Origin of the sequence: Streptomyces sp. ALI-76-A (genome assembly GCF_030287445.1) — a bacterium.
Taxonomy (GTDB): Bacteria; Actinomycetota; Actinomycetes; order Streptomycetales; family Streptomycetaceae; genus Streptomyces.
Map to the genome: position 1 here is coordinate 910,068 of NZ_JASVWB010000002.1, position 25,213 is coordinate 935,280.

At 72.6% G+C, this 25,213-nt stretch carries 26 protein-coding genes; 7 read left to right on the plus strand and 19 right to left on the minus strand.

The features are described 5' to 3' along the window. Positions 1 to 38: 38 nt before the first annotated feature. The 4 genes from QQS16_RS04880 to QQS16_RS04895 form a co-directional block, all read right to left on the minus strand. Positions 39 to 1,016 (minus strand): serine/threonine-protein kinase, encoded by a 978-nt coding sequence (locus QQS16_RS04880; RefSeq protein WP_286060371.1) that lies wholly within the window; start codon positions 1,014 to 1,016, stop codon positions 39 to 41. Then, positions 1,006 to 1,548: a hypothetical protein gene (locus QQS16_RS04885; RefSeq protein ID WP_286060372.1), complete on the minus strand. Its 543-nt coding sequence runs from the start codon at positions 1,546 to 1,548 to the stop codon at positions 1,006 to 1,008. The genes QQS16_RS04880 and QQS16_RS04885 overlap by 11 nt, the downstream gene beginning before the upstream one ends. 13 nt (positions 1,549 to 1,561) lie before the next feature. Further along, positions 1,562 to 3,901, minus strand: a complete 2,340-nt coding sequence (locus QQS16_RS04890) for an ABC transporter ATP-binding protein/permease (protein ID WP_286060373.1) — start codon at positions 3,899 to 3,901, stop codon at positions 1,562 to 1,564. A 61-nt stretch (positions 3,902 to 3,962) separates the two neighbouring features. Next, positions 3,963 to 4,373, minus strand: a complete 411-nt coding sequence (locus tag QQS16_RS04895; protein WP_286060374.1) for a hypothetical protein — start codon at positions 4,371 to 4,373, stop codon at positions 3,963 to 3,965. Positions 4,374 to 4,726: 353 nt separating this feature from the next. Between QQS16_RS04895 and QQS16_RS04900 the strand changes: the two genes are divergently transcribed. After that, positions 4,727 to 5,110, plus strand: a complete 384-nt coding sequence (locus QQS16_RS04900; RefSeq protein ID WP_286060375.1) for a nuclear transport factor 2 family protein — start codon at positions 4,727 to 4,729, stop codon at positions 5,108 to 5,110. A gap of 91 nt (positions 5,111 to 5,201) precedes the next feature. After that, positions 5,202 to 5,486, plus strand: a complete 285-nt coding sequence (locus QQS16_RS04905; RefSeq protein WP_286060376.1) for a DUF1905 domain-containing protein — start codon at positions 5,202 to 5,204, stop codon at positions 5,484 to 5,486. Between the two features lie 78 nt (positions 5,487 to 5,564). Here the strand turns inward: QQS16_RS04905 and mgrA are convergent, their stop codons facing one another. Then, positions 5,565 to 6,560, minus strand: a complete 996-nt coding sequence (gene mgrA / locus QQS16_RS04910; RefSeq protein ID WP_286060377.1) for an L-glyceraldehyde 3-phosphate reductase — start codon at positions 6,558 to 6,560, stop codon at positions 5,565 to 5,567. Between the two features lie 127 nt (positions 6,561 to 6,687). Between mgrA and QQS16_RS04915 the strand changes: the two genes are divergently transcribed. Together QQS16_RS04915 and QQS16_RS04920 are read left to right on the plus strand one after the other, a co-directional pair. Further along, a complete protein-coding gene (locus tag QQS16_RS04915) occupies positions 6,688 to 7,572 on the plus strand; it encodes a LysR substrate-binding domain-containing protein (protein ID WP_286060378.1) in 885 nt (294 codons plus the stop codon). 28 nt (positions 7,573 to 7,600) lie between these two features. Beyond that, complete coding sequence (locus QQS16_RS04920; protein WP_286060379.1) at positions 7,601 to 8,116, plus strand: mycothiol transferase; 516 nt, start codon at positions 7,601 to 7,603, stop codon at positions 8,114 to 8,116. Here the strand turns inward: QQS16_RS04920 and QQS16_RS04925 are convergent. Together QQS16_RS04925 and QQS16_RS04930 are read right to left on the minus strand one after the other, a co-directional pair. Beyond that, positions 8,080 to 9,177: an adenosine deaminase gene (locus QQS16_RS04925; protein ID WP_286060380.1), complete on the minus strand. Its 1,098-nt coding sequence runs from the start codon at positions 9,175 to 9,177 to the stop codon at positions 8,080 to 8,082. The genes QQS16_RS04920 and QQS16_RS04925 overlap by 37 nt on opposite strands. Before the next feature lie 129 nt (positions 9,178 to 9,306). Further along, positions 9,307 to 9,744, minus strand: a complete 438-nt coding sequence (locus QQS16_RS04930) for a VOC family protein (RefSeq protein ID WP_286060381.1) — start codon at positions 9,742 to 9,744, stop codon at positions 9,307 to 9,309. A gap of 177 nt (positions 9,745 to 9,921) precedes the next feature. Here QQS16_RS04930 and QQS16_RS04935 point away from each other — a divergent pair, with 177 nt between their 5' ends. Beyond that, positions 9,922 to 10,629 (plus strand): dienelactone hydrolase family protein, encoded by a 708-nt coding sequence (locus tag QQS16_RS04935; RefSeq protein ID WP_286060382.1) that lies wholly within the window; start codon positions 9,922 to 9,924, stop codon positions 10,627 to 10,629. A gap of 7 nt (positions 10,630 to 10,636) precedes the next feature. Here the strand turns inward: QQS16_RS04935 and QQS16_RS04940 are convergent, their stop codons facing one another. From QQS16_RS04940 to QQS16_RS04950, 3 genes are all read right to left on the minus strand, one after another. Continuing rightward, positions 10,637 to 11,302, minus strand: coding sequence for a maltokinase N-terminal cap-like domain-containing protein (locus QQS16_RS04940; RefSeq protein WP_286060383.1), 666 nt, complete (start codon positions 11,300 to 11,302; stop codon positions 10,637 to 10,639). Between the two features lie 82 nt (positions 11,303 to 11,384). After that, positions 11,385 to 12,290, minus strand: coding sequence for an oxidoreductase (locus tag QQS16_RS04945; protein WP_286060384.1), 906 nt, complete (start codon positions 12,288 to 12,290; stop codon positions 11,385 to 11,387). A 64-nt stretch (positions 12,291 to 12,354) separates the two neighbouring features. Further along, on the minus strand, positions 12,355 to 13,245 hold the full coding sequence (locus tag QQS16_RS04950; RefSeq protein ID WP_286060385.1) for a glycoside hydrolase family 19 protein: 891 nt from the start codon (positions 13,243 to 13,245) through the stop codon (positions 12,355 to 12,357). Between the two features lie 410 nt (positions 13,246 to 13,655). Between QQS16_RS04950 and QQS16_RS04955 the strand changes: the two genes are divergently transcribed. Then, positions 13,656 to 14,681: an acyl-CoA dehydrogenase family protein gene (locus QQS16_RS04955; RefSeq protein ID WP_286060386.1), complete on the plus strand. Its 1,026-nt coding sequence runs from the start codon at positions 13,656 to 13,658 to the stop codon at positions 14,679 to 14,681. 85 nt (positions 14,682 to 14,766) lie between these two features. Here the strand turns inward: QQS16_RS04955 and QQS16_RS04960 are convergent, their stop codons facing one another. The 6 genes from QQS16_RS04960 to QQS16_RS43460 form a co-directional block, all read right to left on the minus strand. Next, entirely contained in the window at positions 14,767 to 15,912 is a 1,146-nt protein-coding gene (locus tag QQS16_RS04960) for an LLM class flavin-dependent oxidoreductase (RefSeq protein ID WP_286060387.1), read from the minus strand. A 45-nt stretch (positions 15,913 to 15,957) separates the two neighbouring features. Further along, positions 15,958 to 17,142, minus strand: a complete 1,185-nt coding sequence (locus QQS16_RS04965; RefSeq protein ID WP_286060388.1) for an SfnB family sulfur acquisition oxidoreductase — start codon at positions 17,140 to 17,142, stop codon at positions 15,958 to 15,960. A gap of 4 nt (positions 17,143 to 17,146) precedes the next feature. Then, positions 17,147 to 17,701, minus strand: a complete 555-nt coding sequence (ssuE, locus tag QQS16_RS04970; RefSeq protein WP_286060389.1) for an NADPH-dependent FMN reductase — start codon at positions 17,699 to 17,701, stop codon at positions 17,147 to 17,149. A 54-nt stretch (positions 17,702 to 17,755) separates the two neighbouring features. After that, positions 17,756 to 18,973: an acyl-CoA dehydrogenase family protein gene (locus QQS16_RS04975; protein ID WP_286060390.1), complete on the minus strand. Its 1,218-nt coding sequence runs from the start codon at positions 18,971 to 18,973 to the stop codon at positions 17,756 to 17,758. A gap of 46 nt (positions 18,974 to 19,019) precedes the next feature. Further along, positions 19,020 to 20,141: a dimethylsulfone monooxygenase SfnG gene (gene sfnG / locus QQS16_RS04980; protein ID WP_286060391.1), complete on the minus strand. Its 1,122-nt coding sequence runs from the start codon at positions 20,139 to 20,141 to the stop codon at positions 19,020 to 19,022. A gap of 251 nt (positions 20,142 to 20,392) precedes the next feature. Continuing rightward, a complete protein-coding gene (locus QQS16_RS43460) occupies positions 20,393 to 20,476 on the minus strand; it encodes a putative leader peptide (RefSeq protein ID WP_350760414.1) in 84 nt (27 codons plus the stop codon). A gap of 138 nt (positions 20,477 to 20,614) precedes the next feature. On the opposite strand from QQS16_RS43460, the gene QQS16_RS04985 reads away from it, so the two are divergent. After that, a complete protein-coding gene (locus QQS16_RS04985; RefSeq protein WP_286060392.1) occupies positions 20,615 to 21,538 on the plus strand; it encodes a LysR family transcriptional regulator in 924 nt (307 codons plus the stop codon). A 593-nt stretch (positions 21,539 to 22,131) separates the two neighbouring features. Here the strand turns inward: QQS16_RS04985 and QQS16_RS04990 are convergent. From QQS16_RS04990 to QQS16_RS05000, 3 genes are all read right to left on the minus strand, one after another. Next, entirely contained in the window at positions 22,132 to 22,299 is a 168-nt protein-coding gene (locus QQS16_RS04990) for a DUF8839 family protein (protein ID WP_286060393.1), read from the minus strand. 129 nt (positions 22,300 to 22,428) lie between these two features. Further along, positions 22,429 to 24,519: an MMPL family transporter gene (locus tag QQS16_RS04995; RefSeq protein WP_286060394.1), complete on the minus strand. Its 2,091-nt coding sequence runs from the start codon at positions 24,517 to 24,519 to the stop codon at positions 22,429 to 22,431. A gap of 154 nt (positions 24,520 to 24,673) precedes the next feature. Continuing rightward, positions 24,674 to 25,180, minus strand: a complete 507-nt coding sequence (locus tag QQS16_RS05000) for a MarR family winged helix-turn-helix transcriptional regulator (protein WP_502963762.1) — start codon at positions 25,178 to 25,180, stop codon at positions 24,674 to 24,676. Positions 25,181 to 25,213: the final 33 nt, after the last annotated feature.

The window sequence follows — 25,213 nt, forward strand, 5'->3', positions numbered from 1 at the left end:
CGGTGCCGTTGCGGCCTCGGACAGGGCGGACGCAGGACCTATCCCGTCCCGAAGACCGGCTCGGCCCACCGTGGCGGGGGCTTCGGCCGACCGTGCTCCGGCTCCACGGCACCGAGGTCGACGGCCGTCGGCGGGCGGCCGCCCGCCGGTGCGCCGCGCAGCGCGCGGACGAACGCGAGGCAGGAGTCGAACCGGTCGTCGGGGCTCTTGGCCAGCGCCTTGACGAACACGGCGTCCAGGTGCGGGGCGAGGCCGGGTCGCGTCTCGGTCAGCGGGGGCGGCTCGTCGTACTGGTGGGCCCACAGCAGGGCCATGTCGTCGTCGCGGCGGAAGGGCGGGCGGCCCGCCAGGGTCTCGTAGACGACGCAGGCGAAGCCGTAGACGTCGCAGCGGCCGTCGACGGGGCGGCCGGAGATCTGTTCGGGGGCGACGTAGTCGAGGGTGCCGACGAACTGGCCGACCGTGGTGAAGCCGGTCAGGGACAGGGACTTCTTCGTCAGACCGAAGTCGGTGAGGTAGACGTGCTCGGGGTGGTCGCTGTCGGTGCCCCGGGCGACCAGGATGTTGCCGGGTTTCACGTCCCGGTGGACCAGCCCGTGCTCGTGGGCCGCGTCCAGCGCGGACCCGACCTGGGCGGCGATCCGGACCGCGGTCGCGAGCGGCAGGGGCCCGTCACGGTCCAGCAGATGGCGCAGGTCGCTGCCGGGGACGTAGCGCATGGCGATGTACAGGACGCCGTCCGTCTCGCCGGCCTCGAAGACCGGCACGATGTGCGGGTGGTCGATGGCGGCGGCCACATGGGACTCGTGGGTGAAGCGGCGGCGGAAGGTGTCGTTGCGGGCGAGTTCGGGGGCGAGCAGCTTGAGCGCGACGGTCCGGTCCAGGCGCAGATCCCGGGCCCGGTAGACGACGGCCATGCCGCCGCGCCCGATCTCCTGCTCGATGCGGTAGCTCGCGATCTGCTGCCCGACCAGTTCGGAGGGGCGGCCGGAGAAGAGGCTCGTCTCACGCGCCATCGGGTGTCACGACCTGGGTGGGCGGGTGGCCGGGAGTCACCGCGGCCCGGGGCTCGCCCTCGACGGCGTAGGTGCTCACGCGCCTGCCGTCCGCGTACACCCATCGGTTCTGGGCGGTGTCGTAGAGCCACATGGACTCCCCGTCCACGACGACCCCGAGCCGCAGTCCCCGGGTGCGGCTGCGGAAGGCCTCGCCCTCCAGGGTGCCGGCCGCCAGTTCCCCGACGGCGGCCCGGTAGCGGGCCAGGGTGTGCTCGGCGCGGGCGAGCAGCGGGCGGGGGTCGGCGGCCTGGGTGAGCGGGCCGTCGGTGAGCGGCGGGTCCTGGGGTACGGCGATCAGGTGGCGGCCGTCCACCCAGGCGGACCAGCCGTTGGCGCACAGGACGTGTGCCCAGTCGCCGCGCCGCTCGGCGAGCTGGACCGGCAGCAGCGGGTCGAGGGCCACGGTGGGCCGGACGGGGTCGGGCGCCTCCCAGGCGGGCATGCCGTGCTGGGGGACGACGTGGGTGGGCCGGAAGCCGGGAGTCGTCATCGCGGGCCCTTCCCTACTTCCGCATCACGGCGGGTTCGTGCCGGCGCAGCAGCCGGGTGACGATGTACCCGAAGGCGGCCGACAGCACGATCAGCATGGCCACGTTGAGCAGCCACACCCCGGCCGAGTGCCGGAAGAGCGGATCGGCGGTCAGCTCACCCGGCACGATCCGGGCCAGGCCGATGGTGCCGGCCATCGCGCCGAGCGCCCACCGCGAGGGAACCAGCCAGGACAGCTGCTCCAGGCCGGGCACGCCGTCGAGCTTCAGCAGGGCGCCGCAGAAGACGACCTGGACGATGGCCAGGAGCACCAGCAGCGGCATCGTCACCTCCTCCTTGCGCACCAGCGCGGAGACCAGCAGGCCGAGCATCATCGCGGTGAACGCCAGCAGGGCGACGGCGACGGTGATCTCGGCAAGGGGTGGCATCACCACGCCTTCGCCGCCGGGTGCGTCGAGGTCGACGCCGAGCAGCGCCACCAGGGTCAGGACCACGGCCTGCAGCACGGTGATGGTCCCGAGCACGACGACCTTGGACATCAGGTACGCCGATCTGGACAGGCCCACGGCCCGCTCGCGCTGGTAGATCACGCGTTCCTTGACGAGTTCGCGGACGGCGTTGGCCGCGCCGGTGAGGACTCCCCCGACGCACAGGATCAGCAGCGCGTTCATGGCTGTTTCCTGGGTCAGCTTGCTGCCCGCCAGGGCCCGGCCCATGGCGCCCATCACGAACGGCAGGGCGATCATGATGGCGAGGAAGGTGCGGTCCGCGCTCAGGGCGGCCGTGTACCGGCGCACCAGGGTGCCGAGCTGGGCGCCGCGGCTGCGGGGCCTGGCCGGGGGCGTGATGACGACGGGTCCCTCGCGCGGCTGCCGGGGCTGCGCGCTGGCGTCCGCGACGTACCGGCGCTGGATAGAGGAGGTGCGGAACTCCCCGGCCCAGTCGCGATCGCGGTCCCGCTCGAAGGCCTCGAAGGCCTCCGGCCACTCGGCGAAGCCGAAGAAGGCGAGGGCGTCCTCGGGCGGGCCGTAGTAGGCGATCTTCCCGCCGGGTGCGAGGACGAGGAGCCGGTCGCAGACGTCGAGGCTCAGGACGCTGTGGGTGACGACGATGACCGTGCGGCCGTCGTCGGCGAGGCCGCGCAGCATGTGCATCACCGAGCGGTCCATGCCCGGGTCGAGGCCGGAGGTGGGCTCGTCCAGGAAGAGCAGGGAGGGCTTGGTCAGCAGTTCGAGGGCCACGCTGACCCGCTTGCGCTGCCCGCCCGAGAGGCTGTGCACGGGCTGCCGGGCGCGCTGTTCCAGGCCGAGTTCCCGGATGACCTCGTCGACCCTGGCCCGGCGCTCGGCCTTGGCGGTGTCCTGCGGGAAGCGCAGTTCGGCGGCGTAGGCGAGGGCGCTGTGGACGGTCAGCTGGGAGTGCAGGATGTCCTCCTGCGGGACCAGGCCGATGCGCTGGCGCAGCTCGGCGTAGTCGCGGTAGAGGTCACGGCCGTCGTACAGGACGGTGCCGTGGTCGGCGGGGCGCTGGCCGGTGAGGGCGTTGAGCAGCGTGGACTTGCCGGCGCCGCTCGGGCCGACGACCGCGAGCAGGCACTTCTCCCCCACCGGGAACGACACGTGGTCGAGCAGGGTCCTGCGGCCGCGGTCGACGGCGACCGTGAGGTCCTGCACGTCGAGCGAGACCTCGCCGGTGTCGACGTACTCCTGCAACTGGTCGCCGACCAGGCTGAACGCCGAGTGTCCGATGCCGACGACGTCACCGGGGCCGATCGGGGCGCGGGTGATCGCCAGGCCGTTGAGGAACGTGCCGTTGTGACTGCCGAGGTCGGCGATCTCGTACGTCCCGTCCGGCAGGGCGCGCAGTTCGGCGTGCCGGCGGGAGACGACCAGGTCGTCGATGACCAGGTCGTTGTCGTCGGCGCGGCCGATGCGGACGGTGCGTGCGGGCAGCGGCCGCACCGTGGTGGGCTGCCGGAAGGTGCCGGTGAGCGCGGGCATGGAGACGGCCGACGGACGCTCGGCGACGGGTTCGGGAAGGCCGACCAGGACGGCGCACGGGCCGTCGGAGGGGTTGCCGAAGCGGATGACGCTGCCGGGGCCCACTCCCCGCTCCTGGACGCGGCGGCCGTCGGCGTAGGTGCCGTTGGTGCTGTGCTCGTCCGCGAGGGTCCAGTGGCCGTCCTCGGGCCGCAGCACCGCGTGGTGCCAGGAGACCCGGGCATCGTCGATGACGATGTCGCTCAACGGGTCGCGTCCGACGTGGTAGTCGTGGCCCGGACTCATCACCGTGGAGCCGGTCTCGGTCTCCAGGACGAGTTCGGGCGGCGTCGGTGCGCCCGGTCGCTCCACCATGCCAGAAGTCTACCGATTCGGACGTGTATGCGCCTGATGCACCGATTGCCGGACCGGCGCCTCAGGCGACGGGCGTGAACAGTGCCGCCGCGGTCCGCTGCATGCGCAGGGCGTCCACCGACTCGGCCAGCAGCTCGTACTCGGTGGTGTCGTCGTAGGCGGCGATCCGCACCAGCCGGCCGGCGGCCAACTCGTCGGCCACCAGGGTCTGCTGGGCGGGATCGGAGCACCAGCCCCGCAGGACGGCGGGCACGTCGGGCACGGTGCCGGAGACCGGGACGAGCGCGCCGGACGGTAAGTGCTCGAACTCCGGCCGGGGGTCGAGGCGGTCGGCCATCCAGGAGGCGCGGTCGCGCAGCCACCACAGGGCGAGGGCGAGGGTGGGGGCCCGGTAGGTTCCCAGCGGTACGCCGATGCGCCGGCCGCCGCAGGTGCCGTACCCCGTGACATGGCACAGGAATTCGTCGTGCACGATCCACTCCCCGCTGCTTCGTCAACCTGGCGGCCGGGCCTCGCTTTCGGTGCGGCTCTCCTGCTGTGCGCGGCTCATGCGCTGTGCGTGATCGTTTCCTCGCTGGATGTGAAGTGCCCTAGCTGTCGAGTATGTTCACTACCGAAACACTGTCACCACGTCTTTTTGGCCAGTCTCCTGGCATATTCAGCACCCCGCGTGGCCGAAATCTGACGGATACATGCTCATCTGATCATTACCTGAGGGGTAATCGACCGCGCGACGCTGTCCGGGCAGAGTGGGGGCACCGGGTCGACGTCGCCGCGATCCGGGTTCCGACCAGCGCGTACGTCCCTGATGGAGGCTGATCGCCCATGTCCGCGAGCACCGAACGACACGAGAACGCCGTCGCCCGCTACTTCGAGGCCTGGAACGAGCGGGAGCCCGAGGCCCGGGCCAAGGCGGTCGCCGCCGTCTGGACCACCGACGGGTCCTACACCGACCCCTTCTCCGACGCCCGCGGGCACGAGCAGATCGCGGCGGTGATCGCGGGGGCCCACGAGCAGTTCCCGGGCTTCGCCTTCCGGCTGACCGGCGCGGTGGACGGACACCACCACACGGCGCGCTTCTCCTGGGAGCTGGTGAGCGAGGCCGACGGCTCGGCGCCCGTGGCCGGCTCCGACGTGATCACCCTGGACGCGGACGGCCGCGTCGAGGCCGTGCTCGGCTTCGTGGACCGGATGCCCGGCGGAGCGTGACGGCGTCGCCACCGATGAGTTCTCCCGCCGCCGGCGGTCTCCTGAACAGAGCCTCCCGGGCGGGAGGCCACCGGCAGCAGCGGAGGACGCCATGGGCACGACCGGAAAAGTGGACGCGCAGTTCACCGCCGAGCTGAGCAGAAGCCCGGAGAAGGGCAGCTGGACGTGTGTCCGCTGGCCCTCCTCCGTCGCCTTCTTCGGCACCCGCGGACTGGTCAAGGTCCGCGGGACGATCGACGGGCACCCCTTCCAGAGCTCCTTCATGGCGCTCGGCGACGGCACCCACATGCTGCCCGTGAAGGCAGAGGTGCGCCGGGCCATCGGGAAGGAGGCGGGGGACACGGTGACCGTGCGGCTCGAGGAGCGCCTGGGCTGAGCGGTCACGGCCGAGCCGTCATCGCCCGGCCGGGGGCCGCCGCGGCGGTGCCGGAGGCCGTGCGGGCCGTGCCACGGCTCAGACCCGCACGATGGCGTCGATCCTCGCCAGTTCGTCCGCGTCGAAGTCCAGGTTGCGGATGGCGCCGACGCTGTCCTCCAGCTGCTGCGGGCTGCTCGCGCCGACCAGGGCGGAGGTCACCCGGCCGCCGCGCAGCACCCAGGCCAGGGCAAGCTGGGCCAGCGTCTGACCACGGGACTTGGCGATCTCGTCGAGGGCGCGCAGCCGGCCCACCAGGTCCTCGGTGACCGCGTCCGAGTTCAGGAACGGGCTGTCGCTCGCCGCCCGCGAGTCCTCGGGGATGCCGTCGAGGTAGCGGCCGGTGAGCAGGCCCTGCTCCAGCGGGGAGAAGACGATGGAGCCGACCTGGAGCTCGTCCAGCGCGTCCAGCAGGCCCCCGTCCTCGGGGCGGCGGTCGAGCATGGAGTAGCGCGGCTGGTGGATCAGCAGGGGGGTGCCCAGCTCACCCAGGATGCGGGCGGCCTCGCGGGTCTGCTCGGCCGAGTAGTTGGAGATGCCGACGTACAGCGCCTTGCCCCGCCGCACCGCCGAGTGCAGCGCCCCCATGGTCTCCTCCAGCGGAGTCTCCGGGTCGGGGCGGTGCGAGTAGAAGATGTCGACGTAGTCCAGGCCCATCCGCTTCAGGCTCTGGTCCAGCGAGGACAGCACGTACTTGCGCGAACCCCACTCGCCGTACGGGCCGGGCCACATCAGGTAGCCGGCCTTGGTGGAGATGACCAGCTCGTCGCGGTACGGCGCGAAGTCCGCCCTCAGCGCCTCGCCGAGCGCGGACTCGGCGGCCCCGGGCGGCGGGCCGTAGTTGTTGGCCAGGTCGAAGTGGGTGACGCCCAGGTCGAAGGCGCGCCGCAGGATGGCCCGCTGGTGCTCGACCGAGCGGTCCGCCGGCCCGAAGTTGTGCCACAGGCCGAGCGACAGCGCGGGCAGCTTCAGGCCGCTGCGTCCGGTGCGCCGGTAGGGCATGTCCGCGTAGCGGTCGGGGTGTGCGGTGTACAACGCGACTCCAGAGGGGTTGGCACGGTGGAACGTGGTTCCCTTGGGAACCGTGCCCACTCTTTCGCGACCTGGGCGCAGTGGTCCAACAGGAGAATCCGATGGAATTCAGCGGATAGGCTTCTCAATCATGGAACTGCGCCATCTCCAGCACTTCGTCGCGGTCGCCGAGGACCAGCATTTCACCCGGGCCGCCGAGCGGCTGCTGGTGTCCCAGTCCGGCCTGTCGGCCTCCATCCGCGCGCTGGAGCGGGAGCTCCAGACCCCTCTGTTCGTGCGGACGACCCGCCGGGTGACGCTCACCGAGGCCGGACGGGCGCTGCTGGGCGAGGCCGAGCGGATCCTGGCGCAGGTGCGGTCGGCGCACGAGGCCGTCGCCGCTGTGCAGGGCGTGCTGCGCGGCACCCTCGCCCTCGGCACCGAGCAGTGCATCGCGGGGGTGCAGGTGGCACGGCTGCTGGCGGTCTTCCGGCGGCATCACCCGGACGTGGAGATCCGGCTGCGGCAGGCGGGCGCCGCCGCGCTCGCCGAGGAGGTCGCCGCGGGCCGCCTCGACCTGGCGTTCGCGGTGCGCACCCAGGGGGACACCGACCAGTTGCGGTCGGTGGCGCTGACGAGTGAGCCGATGACCGTGCTGTGCCATCCCGACCACCGGCTCGCGGCCGTCGGTGCCGCGGTGACGCCGGAGGAGATCGGCGGTGAGGTGTTCGTCGACTTCCATCCGGACTGGGGGCCGCGCCGGATCACCGACGCGGCGTTCGCCGCGGCGGGCGTGCGGCGGACTGTGGCGCTGGAGGTGAACGACGTGCACAGCCTGCTCGACCTGGTGGACGAGAACCTGGGCGTCGCCGTCGTGCCCCGCCACTTCCGGCACAAGCGGCAGGCCCTCACCGCCCTCCCGCTGAAGGGCACCGACGACACGATGTACGAGACGGTCGCGCTGCTGCCGCCCCCGCAGGCGGCCAGTCCCGCCGCCCGCGCGCTGATGACCCTTCTGGAGCCGGCGGACGCGTGAGACGGCGGAATGCGCGAGGCTGGACCGTATGCATGCCAAGGACATCCTCATCGACGCGTACAGCCGCATCCAGGAAGAGGTCCACGCCGTCGTCGACGGTCTGGGCGCGGACGAGCTCAACGCCCGGCCCGCGGCCGGCACCAACTCCGTCGCCTGGCTGGTCTGGCACCTCACGCGGGTCCAGGACGACCACGTGGCCGACGCCGCGGGGCTCGACCAGGTCTGGCTCTCCCAGGGCTGGGAGAAACGGTTCGGTCTCGGCCTGTCCCGCCATGACACCGGCTACGGGCACAGCCCCGCGCAGGTCGCCAAGGTCCGGGTCGACTCCGGTGACCTGCTGACCGGGTACTACGACGCCGTGCACGAGCAGACGCTCGGGTACCTGCGCGGACTGGCCGCCAAGGACTTCGAGCGGATCGTGGACGAGCGCTGGGATCCGCCGGTCACCCTGGCCGTACGCCTGGTCAGCGTGCTGTCCGACGATCTCCAGCACGTCGGGCAGGCCGCCTACGTCCGCGGGCTGCCGGCGAGCACCGCCTCGTAGCCCGGCAGGACGACGTCCGCGATGAGGGCCTCGCGCTCGTCGAACGGGACGAACGCGCTCTTCAGGGCGTTCACCGTGACCGTGCGCAGGTCCTCGGCCGTCCAGCCCGCCTGCTCCACCAGCAGGGACATCTCCCGGGTCATCGTGGTGCCCGACACCAGACGGTTGTCGGTGTTGAGGGTCACCCGGAAGCCGAGATCCTTCAGCGCGGTGATCGGGTGCCCGGCGATCGAGCCGGCGGCGCCGGTCTGAAGGTTCGAGGTCGGGCACATCTCCAGGGCGATCCGGCGGTCGCGGACCCAGCCCGCGAGGCGGCCGAGCTTGCCCGCCGCCAGGTCGGGGATGTCGTCGGTGATGCGGACGCCGTGCCCGATGCGCTGGGCGCCGCACACCTGGAGCGCCTGGTGGATGCTGGGCAGGCCGTGCGCCTCGCCGGCGTGGATGGTGAACGGGACGTTCTCGCGGCGCAGGTACGCGAAGGCGGCCAGGTGGTCGGCGGGCGGGAAGCCGTCCTCGGCGCCCGCGATGTCGAAGCCGACGACACCGGCGTCCCGGAAGGCGACGGCCAGACCGGCGATCTCCCTGGTCCGGTCGAACATCCGCATCCCGCACAGCAGCGTGCCGACCCGCACCGAGGTGCCCGCGGCGGCCGCCTTCGCCATGCCCGCGGCCAGCCCCTCCTGGACGGTCTCGACGACCTCGGGCAGGGTCAGCCCGCCCTTCAGCATCAGCTCGGGCGCGTAGCGCACCTCGCCGTACACCACACCGTCGGCGGCGAGGTCCAGGACGTACTCCTCGGCGGCGCGCAGCAGGCCCTCGCGGGTCTGGAGCACGGCGAGGGTGTGCTCGAAGGTGCCTATGTAGCGCACCAGGTCCCCGGAGCCTGCGGCCTCGACGTACCAGGCCGCGAGGGCGTCCGGGTCGGTGGTGGGCAGGTGGTGGCCGGCCGCGTCCGCGAGCTCCACCAGGGTGGCGGGGCGCAGGGCGCCGTCGAGGTGGTCGTGCAGCACGGCCTTGGGCAGCCGGCGGAGGGTGTCGGTGGCGATGCGGGGCGCGGTCATGTGCGAGGTCCTCGGGGGTGGGTCAGGGGGGCGGCGTTCGGTGCGTGCTCTCGGCGTGTCGGAGGGAAGTCCTCGTAGCGGAGCTACCAGGACTTTCCTCCGGTGCGGCGGGAAGTCCTCGTAGCGGAGCTACCAGGGCTTTCCTCCGGTGCGGCGAGAGGGCGTGCCGGGCGTCGCGACCGTGGGCTGGAGCAGGTCCCAGCGGTTTCCGTACAGGTCCTGGAAGACGGCGACCGAGCCGTACGGCTCGTGGCGCGGCTCCTCCAGGAAGGTCACGCCCGCGGCGAGCATGCGGGCGTGGTCGCGGGCGAAGTCGTCGGTGTGCAGGAAGAAACCGACCCGCCCGCCGGTCTGGTCGCCGACGCGGGCGCGCTGCTCCTCGTCCTTGGCGCGGGCCAGCAGCAGGTCGGTGGCGTCCTGCCGGGGGCCCGGGCGTACCACGACCCAGCGGGAGCCGTCCGGACGCGGGGTGTCCTCGACGAGGCGGAAACCGAGGGCCTCGGTGTAGAAGCGGATCGCCTCGTCGTAGTCGTCGACGACAAGGGTGACCACGGCGACGCGTCTCATCGGGACCTTTCGGAGCGGGGGATCGACGGGTGAGGTTATACGTAAAACCCGGCCCGCGCCACTCAGTCCGGGAGGGGGGTGGGAGAGGGCCGTTCCGGGCATGACAGGCTGGTGATCACGTCGGGGTCGCCGACCCCGGCAGCCCGATCACGCACTGCCGCCCAGGAGTCGAGTGTCATGACCGAACTGCCGAAGTCGACCGGTGCCCCGGCCCGTCAGAACGTCACCTTCCCCAGTGGCGGGAGCACCGCGCACGGCTACCTGGCGCTGCCGCCGTCCGGGAGCGGACCGGGCGTGATCGTCATCCAGGAGTGGTGGGGCCTGACCGACCACATCGCGGACGTGGCAGACCGGCTCGCGCGGGAGGGGTTCGTCGCCCTCGCTCCCGACCTCTACGGCGGCAGTGTGGCGCACGACAGCCAGGAGGCCCTGCGGATGATGCGGGCCCTCCCGGTCCCGCGCGGGGTCGAGCTGCTCTCCGGCGCCGTCGACCACCTGCTGTCGCTGCCCGAGGTCACCTCGGACACGGTGGGCGCGGTCGGCTTCTGCATGGGCGGCGGTTTCGTGCTGTACCTGGCCGCGGCCGACCCCCGGGTGAGCGCCGCCGTGCCGTTCTACGGTGTCGTGCAGGGTGAGCTGCCCGACTTCTCGGGGCTCCAGGCGCAGGTCCTCGGGCACTTCGGGGAGCTCGACCAGAGCATCCCGGCGGAGACCGTCGACCGGCTGGCCGAGGCGATCGAGCGGCAGTCGGGCGTCACCCCGGACTTCCGCCGCTACCCGGCCGACCACGCCTTCTTCAACGACGGCCGCCCGGTCTACCACGCCGAGTCGGCCGCCCGGGCCTGGCAGAGCACGGTGCCGTTCCTGCACGCACGGCTGGGCTGACCCGCTTCTAGGGGCGGGGCCCGGAGCGCAGGACGGCGAACAGGCCCCGCTCGCGGGTCCCGTCCGGACCGTCCCAGGCTCCGGCGACGTGGCCGGTCGCGCCCGGCGGGACGAGGGGCGCGTCCTCCGGGGTGGCGTGCAGGATCCGGTGCAGGCGCAGCGTCGTGCCCTGCGCGAGGGGCAGTTCGGTGCCCTCCTCGTCGTCGGTGGCGGTGGTGAGCACGCCGGAGGGAAGGAGGGCGTCGTCCGCGTAGGAGTGGGTGACGTCCTGGTCCGGGGTGGCGCTGACGCTCTGCGCCTGGGCCTGGGCGCGGCCCTCGATGAGGGCGACCAGCTGGGCGACGAGCACCGGGTCCTGGCAGCCGTCGTAGGCCCAGCGGGGCCCCAGCACCCCGTGCTCCATGGTGCCGACGAGGGCGTGCTCGGCCCCCTCCAGGGGGGCGGCGCGGTAGGTCAGCGGCACCAGGTAGGTGACCGGCTGGGGGCCGGAGGTGTCGGTGGCCACCATGAACTCGATGCCGACCTCGCCCTGCGGATCGTCCAGCCGGAAGCCGCCCGCCTTGGACAGCCGGGGCTCGCCCGGACCGCCGGCGTACCAGGGGCGGGTGGGCAGCCAGGCGGTGAGCAGGTCGAGCTTGGTCGGCTTGAGGGTGGTGTGGTGGATGACAGCCATGCCGGGGATTCTCTCTCCGTCGATCGGTCGCGGGTCTTCACACTTTCGCAGTCGCGGCGGCCGGACAAGCTCGGCCGCCGCGTCAACCGGCCGTGCGGTGCAGCGCGTCGAGCGTGTCCAGTTCGTCGTCGGTGAGGCGCAGGGCGCCCGCGGCCACGTTCTCCACGAGGTGGCCGGGGTTGCCGGTGCCGGGGATCGCCAGGACGTGCGGGCCCTGGTGCAGGGTCCAGGCGAGCCGGACCTGGGCGGGGGTCGCGTCGTGGGCCTCGGCGACGGCGAGCACCTCGTCGTCGTGGGTGCTGGTCGCCCCCTGGGAGGCGCCTTCCCCGGCGATGGCGAAGAACGGCACGAAGGCGATGCCCTGTTCGCCGCAGACGCGCAGCAGTTCGTCGGTGGCGGGGTCGTGGAGGCCGAGGCCGAACCGGTTCTGCACACACACCACCGGTGCGATGGCCTGCGCCTCGGCGAGGTGGCGGGGCTCGACGTCGGAGAGGCCGAGGTGCCGGACCATGCCCTCGTCACGCAGTTCGGCGAGGGCGCCGAAGTGCTCGGCGATCGAGTCCTGCCGCATCCGGCGCAGGTTGACGACATCGATGTGGTCGCGGCCGAGCTGGCGCAGGTTCTCCTCGACGTGGCCGCGCAGGTCGTCGGGGCGGGCCGAGGTGCCCCACTCCCCCGAGTACGTGCGGAACGGGCCGACCTTGGTGACGACGACCAGGTCGTCGGCGTACGGGGACAGCGCGCTGTTGATGAGTTCGTTGGCGGAACGCAGGGCGGAGAAGTAGAAGGCGGCGGTGTCGATGTGGTTCACGCCGAGCTCGATCGCCCTGCGCAGCACGGCGATCGAGCGGTCCCGGTCGCTCGGCGCTCCGAGGTGGAAGGCGGCGCTGCCCGTCAACCGCATCGCGCCGAAGCCGACGCGGTTGACGGTGCGGTCGCCGAGTTGCCAGGTGCCCGCGGCGTCCGCGGTGATCGTTGCGGAGGTCATCGGCGGAGTCTGGCACACCTCCGCCACGCCGCCGTACTCACGTCGCGGACTTCCGGGCGAGCGCTCAGCAGTACAGGTTGCCGCCCGGGGACACCCCGAGGATCTGCGCGAACTGCTGGTACTTGGTGACCCGGCTCTGCACCTGCGCCGGGTTCTTGCCGTCGCACTCCAGGGAGCCGTTGATGCTGCGGATGGTCTGGCCGAAGCCGGCGCCGTTCACCATGGCGTTGTGCGGGGTCATGGTGCCGGGACCGGACTGGGTGTTCCAGTACCACAGGGCCGTCTTCCAGGCGACGGCCGCGTCGTTCTGCACCAGCCAGGGGTTGCCCAGGAGGTCGATGCCGAGCGCGTCGCCCGCGGCCTTGTAGTTGAAGTTCCAGCTGAGCTGGATCGGGCCGCGCCCGTAGTACGCGGCCTGCCCGGCGGGACAGCCGTAGGGCCGGCTCCAGTCGCAGTAGTGCGGGTAGTTGGCGGTGTTCTGCTCGACCACGTGCACCAGGCCGCCGGTCTCGTGGCTGACGTTGGCGAGGAAGGCGGCCGCCTCCTGCTTCTTCACCGTGTCGCTTCCGGTGTCGGCGAAGCCGGGGTAGGCGCGCAGTGCGGCGGTGAGGCCGCTGTAGGTGTAGAAGGAGTTGCGGCCCGGGAACATCTGGTTGAACTGGGCCTCGCTCACCACGAAGGTGCCGACGGGCGTGCCGGGGCCGTTGTCGCAGGCGTAGGGCTCCCAGTACCAGGTGCTGATCGTCGGGTCGTAGCCCGGGTTGTCGTGTTCGGCGATGTAGGCCCTGCCGTCGGTGTAGCGCACGATGTCGCCGGTGACGTACGACCGTCCCGCCACCCAGCTCGGATAGCTGGAGCACGCGGCGGCCGACGCGGGCGCGGCCGGCAGGACGACCGGCACGGCCGCGCCGAGGACGAGAGCGGTGACCACGGCGGAGATACGGCGTCTCGACACAGGATCAACTCCTTTGCTGAGCACGGCCGCACCCGGGCAAGGGCAGGGCGAAGCCGGGCCTTGTGCGCACGGGCCGGCGGACCGGCCACGGCGTGGGCGCGGCCGTGGTGGGGGGTGTGGCGCACACTCAACTCCTTTGGTCTGTACCAGTCAAGGGTGTAGACCAGTCGACTCGTGCCGAGCGCGGGAGATACGGGGTCCGGCCGGCCGCCGGGCGCCTGGCTCGTGGACCCGAACGGATTCCCGGCTCCGGGTGACTGCGTCGCGCGCTCGCCTCGGCCCGCCGGACGAGCTCCTGCGGGCGTCGTTCGAGGCAGGCGCCTTCCGCCGGGGGCCGGGCGGCCGGGTCCTGGGCCTGCGCGGCCCCCCGGGCCGACATCGCGCACGACGGGATCGGGAGAATCCTCCGCATGACCACCACGCCCCACCCTCTCGTCGTCCGCGCCCGCCGGCTGGCGGACGACCTGCTCGCGCCGAACGCCGAACGGGTCGACCAGGAAGGCGTGCCCGCGAGCCACATCGAGGCGATCGGACGATCGGGGCTGCTCGCGGTGAGCGCGCCCCCGGAGTACGGCGGGACGTCCCCGGCCGTCGCGCGGGACACCGCGGAGATCCTGGCCGGGGCCTGCTGCTCGACCTGGTTCGTGCAGACGCAGCACCACACGCCCGTGACGACGCTGGCCAGGAGCGAGGGGCCCGTACGGGAGCGGCTGCTGGGCCCGCTGGCGCGCGGCGAGCTGCTGTCCGGGGTGGCGTACGCCCACCTGCGGGCCCATCCGCGGACCCCGGTCCGGGTCACCCGCGAGCGCGGCGGCCGGCGGTTCGACGGGACGGTGCCCTGGTACACCGGGTGGGGCCTGAACGACGTGATGCTGCTCGCCGGGGTCACCGAGGCCGGTGAGGCGCTCTTCTCCTTCACGCGGGCACGGGAGCAGCCGGGCCTGCGCGCGTCGCCGCCGATGCGGCTCGCGGCGCTCACCGCGTGCCGCACGGTCTCGCTGGAGCTGGACGGCCTGTGGCTGCCCGAGGAGGACGTGGTCCTGCGGTGCCCGTACGAGGAGTGGGCGGCGGCGGACCGGGCGAGGACGGTGAACGCCTCACCGGCGGTGTTCGGCGTCACCGACGCGGCCCTCGCCCTGCTGGACGAGGGCACGGCCGCGCCTCTCCGCGCCCGCCTCACCGACCTCCGCGACCGGGCCTACGCCCTGGCCGACCGTCCCGCGCCGCACCAGCACCTGCCGGAACGCCTGGCGCTGCGCGTCCGGGCGTTCGAGGTCATGCGCGCGGCCACCACCGCGGCGGTGGTGGCCGGCGGGGGCCGCTCCCTGACGTCGGCCCACAAGGCCCAACGTCTGGCCCGCGAGGCCTTGTTCCTGCTGGTCCAGGGGCAGACGGCGGAGTCGCGCGAGGCCCACGTGAAGGCGCTGACGAGCTGACCTCGCTCGCGGGCGCGGGGAGCCGGAGGAAGCGCGGCGGGGGAGCCGGTCTCCCGTCGCCTCAGGAAAGCGGGGCCACCCCGGCTCAGCTCGCGAACGGCACCTGAGCGGAGGGCGCGGCCTGCTTCCCGCCGGGGTGCCGCCACACCCCCTCCGCCGCCAGCCGGGGCAGCACTCCCTCCCCGAACCAGTACGCCTCCTCCAGATGCGGATACCCGGACAGGACGAACTCCTCGATCCCCAGCGCGGCGTACTCCCTGATCCGCTCGGCGACCTCCTCGTGACTGCCGACCAGCGCCGTCCCCGCTCCCCCGCGCACCAGCCCGATCCCGGCCCACAGGTTGGGGTGGATCTCCAGTCCGTCCCGGCTGCCGCCCCCGTGCAGGGCGAGCATCCGTTGCTGGCCCTCCGACTCGCTGCGAGCCAGCCCGGCCTGTACGGAGCTGACGGTGTCCGCGTCGAACCCGGCGAGCAGCCGCTCCGCCTCCGCCCAGGCCTGCGCGGAGGTGTCGCGGCTGATGACGTGCAGCCGGATGCCGAAGCGGAGGGTGCGGCCCTGTTCCGCCGCCAGCCCCCGGATCCACGCGATCTTCTCGGCGACCTGGGCGGGCGGCTCGCCCCAGGTGAGGTACACGTCGACATGGCGGGCGGCCACCTCCCCGGCGACCGGTGAGGAACCGCCGAAGTACACCTCGGGGACCGGGTCGGGCGCCCGGGCCAGTCTGGCGTCCTCGACCCGGAGGTGCTCGCCGTGCAGATCGACGGTCTTGCCCTCCCACAGCCCTCGGACGATCTCCAGGAACTCACCGGTACGGCGGTACCGGGCGTCCTTGTCGAGGAAGTCGCCGTAGGCCCGCTGCTCGTGGCTCTCGCCGCCCGTGACGACGTTGAGGAGCAGCCGGCCGCCGGTCTGCCGCTGGAAGGTGGAGGCCATCTGCGCGGCGAGGGTCGGGGAGACGAAGCCGGGGCGGAAGGCGACCAGGAACTTCAGGCGTTCGCTCTGCTGGGCGACCATCGCGGTGGTCAGCCACGCGTCCTCGCACCAGGCGCCGGTGGGGGTGAGCGCGCCCACGAAGCCCAGGTCCTCCGCCGCCCGGGCGATCTGGCTCAGATAGGCGACCGTCGGCGGCCGGTCCCGTCCGGAGACGGTCGCCGGGGTGCCGTGGCCGCCGCCGACGACATGGCGGCTGTCGCCGTTGGTGGGGAGGAACCAGTGGAAGGTGAGGGACACGGGGGTCTCCGTTCTGAACGGTCGCAACGTCACGGTGGAGCGGCACTAGAGGAGGCCGTGGCGGGGCGGCCGGGTGCCGTTGAGCACGTACCGGCCGATGTGCTGGACCTTCCAGCGGGCGGGGTCGTGCAGGGTGTGGGTGCGGGCGTCGCGCCAGTGCCGGTGCAGGTTGAGGGAGTCGAGGGCGGAGCGGGTGCCGGCCACCTCGAACAGGGCGCCCGCGATCTCCACGGCGGTGTGCGCGGCGTGCGCCTTCGCGGCGGCGACGGCGATGGACGCCTCGGCCGCCGAGTCGTCGGTCAGGTCGGCGCGCGCCGCGTCCACCGCGCGGCCGGCCTCGCGCAGCAGCGCCCGCGACGCCCGCTCCTGGAGGGCGAGTTCACCGAACCGCTGGATGAGGAGCGGGTCCTCGGCCGCGGTCTCGGCCCCGCTCTCGAACCAGGGCCGGCTCTTCGTCCGGACGAACGCGGCGGCCTCGGCCAGCGCTCCGGAGGCGATCCCGGTGTCGATGGCGGCGTGCAGCAACTGGGCTACCGCGCCGTGCAGTTGGGGCCCCTGGAAGGTGAGGTGGTGCGGGAGCACCCGGTCGGCCGGGACCGGGACCCGCTCCAGGCGGACGGTGCCGCTGGCGGTGGTGCGCTGGCCCATGCCGTCCCAGTCGTCGATCACCGTGAGCCCGGGCGCGTCCCGGGGCACGTAGGCGACCTGGAGGGTGTCGTCCGCGGCCCGGGCCAGCACCGGGATCCAGTCGGCGAACAGGGCGCCGGTGGAGTAGTGCTTGACGCCGGTGAGCGTGTACGAGCCGCCGGGGCGGGGTTCCAGGCGGGTGCGGATGTCCTGGACGTGCCGGGTGCCCGCCTCCGACTGGGCGTTGCCGAAGCGGCGCCCGGCGAGGACCTCGCCGAAGAAGAAGTCGCGTTGCTCCGCGGTGCCCTGACGGCGGATCACGTTGACGTACACGAAGTGGCTCTGCGGGATCTGGGCGAGGCTGGCGTCGGCCGAGGCGAGCAGCCGGAAGATCTCGGCCAGGGTCTCCTGGCGCACGTCCGCTCCCCCGTGCTCGGCGGGCACGGTGACCGCGAGCAGGCCGGCGGCGGTCAGCCGGTCCAGTTCCGCGCGGGGCAGCCGGCGTTCGGCGTCCCGCTCGCCGGCACCGGTGCGGAACTCGTCGGCGAGGGACCGGGCCACGGTCAGGGCCTCGACGTCGTCGGCGATGACTTTCGCGGTCACGGGGTCAGCTCGCCGCGGCCAGCAGGGGCGCCCGGCCCAGGGCCGTCGAGAACTGGTCGAGGACCTGCGTGAGGGCCTCGATCGCGGGCGGGACGACGGTGAGGGAGCCGTCCTCGTGGGCGGTGATGTCCTTGTCGAGGGTGAACCAGCCCTGCACGATGTGTGCCGCGCCCATGGAGCTGAGCACCGGGCGCAGGGCGTAGTCGATGGCCAGGACGTGGGCGGTCGTCCCGCCGGTGGCCAGCGGCAGGACGGTCTTGCCGGCCAGCGCGTACTGCGGGAGCAGGTCCAGCAGCGCCTTGAGGACGCCGGAGTAGGCGGCCTTGTAGACGGGGGTGCCGATGACGACGCCGTCGGCGCGGGCGAACAGCGCGGTGGCCTCGACGACGGCGGGGTGCCGGAAGTCGGCGCCGAGCAGGGCGTCGGCGGGGATGGTGCGGACGTCGAGCGGGATCACCTCGTGCCCCTGGGCGGCGAGGCGGGCGTCGAGGTGGCGCAGGAGCCTGCCGGTGCGGGAGGAGGCGGAGGGGCTGCCGGAGACGGACAGGACGGTGGCCATGGGGTCCTCTTTCGGAAGGAGGGGGCGCCCTCACGCGAAGGCGCCCCCGGTGGGTCAGGAGTACCAGGTGGGTTCGGGCAGTTCGCCTTCGAGGACCCAGCGGCCGACCTCGCGCCGCTTGTAGGCGACCGGGTCGTGGAGGGTGTGGGTGCGGACGTTGCGCCAGAACCGGTCGAGGCCCTCGGCGCTGTTCGTGGAGCGGGCGCCGGTCACCTCGAAGATGCGGCTGGCGATCTCCAGGGCGACGTCGGTGGCGCGGGCCTTCACCGCGGCCACCCGTACCTCGAAGTCGCCGCGGGACTGCTCGGTGACCGCGTCGGGGTCGTCGTGCAGCGTCTGCCCTTCGGCGGCGACGGCGTCGGCGAGCGCCTCGGCCGCCCAGAGCTTCGCGGTGAGGTCGCCGTAGGTGTCGATGACGTACGGCTCGTCGACCGCGCGCTCATGGCCGCCGTGCAGCCAGGACCGCGCCTTCTCGCGGGTGTAGGTGGCGGCCGTCTCCAGCGCGCCGCCCGCGATGCCGAGGTAGAAGTTGACGAAGACCAGCTGGATGGTCGGGACGTTGAGGGTGTTGTACGTGCGCGGCTGGAAGACCTTGTCGACGTAGCCGGCCGCCGAGGACCAGGGCGTGCGGACGCCGTCGATCGTGACGCTGCCGCTCTCGGTGAGCCGCTGGCCGATGTTGTCCCAGTCGTCGTGGAAGGTCAGGCCCTCGCTGTCGGAGGGCACGATCGCGAAGACGTGCTGGTCGGTGCCGTCCAGGACGCCTTCGAGGACGGTGACGTCGGAGACCTTACTGCCGGTGGAGAAGGACTTGCGGCCGGTGAAGACGAGGTCGTCGCCGTCCTCGGTGACGGTCACGTCCTTGTCGCGGGGATTGACGGCCCCGCCGAAGAACCAGCGGTTCCTGGCGGCCTCGGCCTCGACGTGCTCCCACTGTTCGCGGGTGCCGACCAACCGGGCGGCCCAGTTCCACAGGTAGTGGTAACCGAGGAGCTGCCCGATGGATCCGTCGGCCTTGGACACCTCGCGGACGACGCGGTAGGCGGTGGGCCAGTCCTGGCCCGCGCCCCCGTGCTCGACGGGTCCCAGCAGGGTGACCAGACCGGAGTCCTTGAGGAGTCGCACCTCGGCGTGCGGCGTGGCGCCGGCCCGGTCGCGGGCGGCGGCGTCGGTGGCGAGGACGGCGGCCACGTCGGCGGCGCGCGCGATCCAGTCCTGGGCGGTGCGCGGTGCGGGGCCGGTCTGCCAGTCGGTGGGGGTGACGGCGCTCATGGTGGGGTGACCTCTTTCGCGGTGCGGTGCGGGCGGCGGGGAGCGGTCAGGCGTGCGCGGGGACGGACTCGGCCTCGGCGTCGGGGAGCCGGGCTTCCAGCTCCCGCACAAGGGGCAGCACGCGGCTGCCGAAGTACTGGACCTCCTCGTGGTAGTGGAGGAAGCCGAGGAGCAGGAGGTCGACGCCGAGCTTCTTGTAGGCGACGATCCGCTCGGCGATCTGCTCGGGCGTGCCGATGAGTCCGGTGCGGAAGCCGTCGTTGTACTGGACCAGGTCCTCGAAGGTGGAGTCCTGCCACATGCCCTTGCCGTCGGCGGTGGACCGGCCCGCCTGTTTCACGGCCGCGCCGAAGCCCTCGACGGCCTCGGTGTCGGCCTTGGCGACGATCTCGCGGAGCGTGTCGCGGGCCTCGGCCTCGGTGTCGCGGGCGATGAGAAAGCCGTTGAGGCCGAACTTGGGTGCCTTGCGGCCGACTTCGGCGGCGGACCTGCGGACGTCCGCGAGCTGCTCGCTCACCCCGTCGAAGTCCTTGCCGTTGGAGAAGTACCAGTCGGAGACCCGGCCGGCCATGGCGCGGGCGGCGGTGGAGTTGCCGCCCTGGAAGATCTCGGGGTGCGGGCGCTCGGGCGTGTTCAGCGGCTTGGGCTTGAGGGAGAAGTCCCGCAACCGGTAGAAGTCACCGGCGAGTTCGGCGTGGTCCTCGGTCCAGATCCGGCGCAGGGCGCGGATGAACTCCTCGGAGCGGCGGTAGCGTTCGTCGTGCTCCAGCCAGGGCTCGCCGAGGGCGGTGAACTCGCCCTTGAACCAGCCGGAGACGACGTTGACGGCGAAGCGGCCGTGGGACAGGTGGTCGGCGGTGGCGCCGAGTTTGGCGAGGACGCCGGGATGCCACAGCCCGGGATGGACGGCGGCGATGACCTTCAGGCGCTCGGTCGCCAGGAGCAGGGCGAGGCTGAAGCTGGTCGACTCGTGCTGGAACTCGGCGCCGTAGCTGGCCATGTAGCGGACCTGGCTGAGCGCGTAGTCGAAGCCGTTGTTCTCGGCGAGGACGGCGAGTTCACGGTTGTATTCGTACCCCCAGTCGGTGCGCTGCTCGATCCTGCTGGTGACCAGGCCACCGCTGACATTGGGGACCCAATAGGCGAATTTCACGGGCGCTGCGGGCATGCGGAACTCCTGTTGCGGAATGCGCGGGGAATTTCGGGAACGCCGAATCGAAAGGGCGCGGGAACCGCTGGATCCGGATGGGCGGTCCCGCATCGGGATCAGTGGTCCTGGATCCGGATCGATGACTCCGCATTCAGACGGAGGTCGCCGGATTCAGACGGTGCTCGCGTGATTCGGGCGGTGAAGGGAGAACGCGGCAGGCTTCTGCGCCGGGTCAGGGCGACAGGGCGGGCGCGGAGAAGGGCGGCGGATCAGGCCGCGGCGCAACAGGAGGCGCTGGAGACGCGCGCGAGGTCGACATGGCGTCGCCGCGTGAGGTCCAGTCGCATCTTCATGCCGTCGATGGTGGCAGTCGGCGATGCGGGCCGTCAAGGAAAACCCGACCGGTCTCGTATCCCGGACCATGGAAATTCACGAACGTGTGACAGGGAAACCCTTGAACGGGCCGCGAATCGACCCGCATTCTGCTTCGCGTGCGTACCGAACAGCTGGAATACATCACGGCGGTCACCCGGCTCGGTTCCCTGCGCCGGGCGGCGGACGAACTACGCCTGTCGCAACCCGCGTTGAGCGAGACCGTGCGCAATCTGGAGCGGGAGCTGGGAGTGGACCTGCTGGAGCGCAAACGGTCCGGGGCGACGATGAGCGCGGCGGGCCGTGAGCTGCTGCCGTACATCGTGCACGTCCTGGAGGCGGTGGACCGGCTGCGGGCCGCGGCGGGCGAGCAGCACCGCATCAGCCGCATGGTGCGCGTCGGCACGGTGAACGCGGCGACCGTGCCCCTGCTCGTGCCGGTGGTGCGGGAGTTCCGCGCGGCGCACCCGGTCACCCAGGTCGAGGTGGTCGGCGCGCAACAGACGGACATCCACCGGGCGTTGTCCGAGGGCGGTCTCGACCTCGGTCTGGTCAACCAGCTGGACGGCGACGACGTGCCCGCGGGCTTCGAGTCGACGCGGCTGCTCTGCGGGCGGCCCGTGGTGTGCGTACGCCCCGACAGCCCGCTCGCCTCCCGGGCCTCGGTGACGGTGGACGACCTGCTCGCCGAGCCCTTGATCGCGATGCGCTCCGGTTACGTCATGCACCGCTATGTGCACCGGCTCCTGGACGGCCGCGCCCCGTCGTTCTCGTACTCCACCGACGGCGCCGAGATGGGCAAGCTGATGGTCGCCGAGGGGCTCGGGGCGACGGTCCTGCCGGACTTCAGTGTGATCGACGACCCCTTGGAGAGGCTCGGCACCATCACCTACCGGCCTCTGGCGGACGATGCGACCAGGGTGCTGCTGATGCTTCAGCGCCGCCGTGCCGAGTCGGTGCCGCGAGCGGCGCAGGATCTGTACGAGGGCTTCGTACGCCGGGCCCGGGAGCTCTCGGCGGCGGAGGGTGCGGACGCCCGGTGAGTGCCGACCTGTGAGGCACCCGGTGACGGACACCGGGTTCACTCGTCCGCAGCCCTGACTGTTCGGTCGGGGCTCCCCGGGCCCACGACCCCGACATGGGCGGACGTGCGCGAGGCGAGGCGGTGTGACGGACCTGGTGTCCACGAACCCGGCCACCGACACCGGTCGCGCCGCGGCCTGGTCCTGCGACCGCTCTCCCCGCAGGGGGCGTCGAGGACCAGGCTCATCTTCCGCGCCGGACTCGGCGACGGGTTTCCGGTGCGTCCAGGGCGTCCGGTGCGTTCGGTCGCCGGTGCGTCCGGGGCGTCCGGTCGCCGGGGCGTCGCCCGCCGGCCCGCTGGTACGACCTCGCAGCCCGTGGCACCGGACAGCCCGGACCGCCCTGCGGTCACCGTCACCACACAGGACGGCGACCCGGACGGCCGACCCCTCACCGCACCCGCCCCGCCCCACGCGCCGAGGCGACGGCCCCGCTCACCACGGGCTCGTCGCCGTCGGGAGGCCGTACGACCGCCGCATCAGGGCGACCGTGGGGACACGCGGTCCGCACCGACACGCAGCCGGTCGGCCGACGCGATGGCGCGGGAGGGTGGTCAGTCCTCGTCGCCCTCCGGGACCACCACCAGGAACGCGTCCGACTTCAGGTCCATGACGACCTTCGCGGGCTCACCCTCTGCGCGACGCGCGGCCGCGAACTCCTCCGCCGGCCACGATCCGCGAGGAGCTCCCGCAGGAAACCGCTCCAACACCTTGGCGCTCATGACGGCAGACACCTCCACTGAGAACTTCCCACTGAGAACTTTCGACACTGAACAAGACCTCTCGTACAATCCGGTTGCCCACGAGCCGCCCGGACATGTGTCCCCGTCCGGAACTGATCCGTCGGCCCGTCACGGAGCCTCCGGCGTCGTCCGTGCGCCGGGCCGGGCCGGCCACCACGCCGTCGGCCCGATGTCCCGCACCAGCGCCGGCACCAGCAGCGAGCGCACCACGAGCGTGTCGAGCAGCACGCCGAAGGCGACGATGAACGCGATCTGGGCCAGGAACGCCAGCGGGATCACGCCGAGCGCGGCGAACGTGGCGGCGAGCACCACACCGGCCGAGGTGATCACCCCGCCGGTGCTGACCAGACCGCGCAGCACACCCTGCCGTACACCGTGCCGCAGGGACTCCTCACGCACCCGGGACATCAGGAAGATGTTGTAGTCGACGCCCAGGGCCACCAGGAAGACGAAGCCGTACAGCGGCACGGACGGGTCGGTGCCGGTGAAGCCGAGCACGTGCCGGAAGACGAGGGAGGAGATCCCCAGCGTGGCCGCGAAGTTGAGGGCCACCGTGACCACCAGCAGGGCCGGCATCAACAGGGAGCGCAGCAGCAGGGTGAGGATCAGGAAGATGACGGCGAGCACCACCGGGACGATCAGGGTGCGGTCCCGTTCGGCCGTGCGCAGGGTGTCGTACTGCTGGGCCGGGTAGCCGCCGACCAGCGCGTCGGCGCCGGGCACGTCGTGCAGCGCGGTGCGCAGCCGGGCCACCGTGTCCCTGGCGGCGTCACTGTCGGCGGCGGCGCCGAGGGTGACGTCGACCCTCACCCGCCCGTCCGCCACCAGCGTCTTGCCGCCCGGACGGCCGGACCGCGTCACGGCCGCCGCCGAGGCGACCCCCTCGGTGTCCCGGGCCGCCGACACCACCCGGTCCGCGCTGCCGGCGTTCGCGACGACCACGGTCGGGTTGCCCGAGCCGCCGGGGAAGTGCCGGGCCAGCGTCTGCTGGGCCACGACGGAGGGGGCGTCGTCGACGAAGGTCTCGTCGAGCGGGACGCCCGAGGAGTTCAGGGTGGGGGCGAAGGCGGCACACGCCAGGAGGACGGCGAGCGTGATCGACCAGACCTTGCGCGGGGCCCGGTCGACCAGGCCGGCGACGCGGCGCCACACCGTGGAGCCGGCGCCCCCGTCGACGGTCCGGGGCTTGGCGGGCCAGTAGGCGGCGGGGCCGAGCAGGACGAGCACCGCGGGCAGGAAGGTGAGCGAGGTGAGCACCGCGCAGCCGATGCCGATCGCGCCGACCGGGCCGAGCGCCCGGTTGTTCGTCAGGTCGCTGAGCAGGAGGGCGAGCAGGCCGAGGGCGACGGTCGCCGCACTGGCGACGATCGCGCCCCAGGACCGCCCGAGGGCGGCCCGCACGGCCTGGAACCGGTCGGCACGCCGGGCCAGTTCCTCCCGGTAGCGGGCGGTGAGCAGCAGGGCGTAGTCGGTGGCCGCGCCGATCACCAGGATGGAGAGGATGCCCTGGACCTGACCGTCGACCCGTAGGACGTCGTGGTCGGCCAGGACGTAGACGAGGGCGCAGGACACGCCCAGCGCGAAGACCGCGCCGAGGATGATCACCAGCGGCAGCAGCACGCTGCGGTAGACCAGCAGCAGGATCACCAGGACGGTGACCAGCGCCACGGCCAGCAGCAGTCCGTCGATGCCCGCGAACGCGTCGGACAGGTCGGCCTGGGTCGCGGCCGGGCCGGCCACCTGGACGGTGGTGCCCGGTACCTGCTCGGCGGCGCCCCGAACGCGTTCGAGCGCGTCGGGCAGTGCGTCGCCGAGGTCCGGGCGGAGCTGGACCACGCCTTGGAGGGCTTTCCCGTCGTCGGACGGGATCGCGCTCGAGGGACGGCCGACCAGGCCGGGGGTCCCGGCGAGTGAGGCGAGCGCCCGGCCGGCCGCTTCCTGCCGGGCCGTCGTCGCACCGGCGTCATCGTCGGCGGTCCAGACGACGATCGCGGGCAGGGTCTCCTCCTGCCGGAAGGCGCGCTGTTCGGCGATCACCGCGGTGGACTCGGCGCTGCGCGGCAGGAAGGCGGCCTGGTCGTTGGTCGCGACCTCGCCGAGCTTGCCGGCGTACGGGCCGAGGGCGCCGCCCGCGACGAGCCAGACGAGCAGCAGCAGGACGGGGACGAGCAGGCGGGGCCGTCGGGGGGCGGGGGACATCGTTCTCCAGCTTCAGGGGACGGGACGCATCTCCGGACGAAACAATCTCCATGAAAAACAATCTCAATGATTGAGGTACATGGGAACGCCGATCGTAGTGCCTGCCCGTTCTTCCCCGGCCACCCGGGCACCGGATGCACCGCACCCGCTCGCGTCAGGTCTGCGTCGGCCTCAGCCGGGACAGCTCGTCGTTCATCGCGGCGAGGAAGCGCAGGGCCACCGCCAGTTCGGCCTCGGTGAAGCGGGAGCGGGCGGAGTCCGTCGCGCGCGCCAGCGGGCGGAAGTGGCTGCGGGCGGCCGATCTGGCGTCGGCCGCGTAGTACAGGTGGACCACCCGCCGGTCGGCGCTCTCCCGGACCCGGCGGATGTGTCCGGCGCGTTCGAGCCGGTCGATGCAGGCCGTGACGGCCCCCGAGGTGAGCCCGAGGTGTCCGCGCAGCCGCCCCGGCGTCATCGGTTCGGTGGCGTCCAGGATCGCGGCGAGCGCCTGGACGTCCGTGGCGTGCAGCCCGTGCTCGCCCGCGAAACCATGGACCAGCCGGTTGATCTCGCCGTTCATCCGCCGCAGCTGGACCGCGAAGGACTGCAGGTCGGTCCCCACCGCCGCCTCCGCGGGTGCCCGCTCACCCGTCCGCCGCGCCCGTTCGTCTGCTGTGCCCACGCGATCAGCCTATAGAAGGGCCCGCATCCGGAC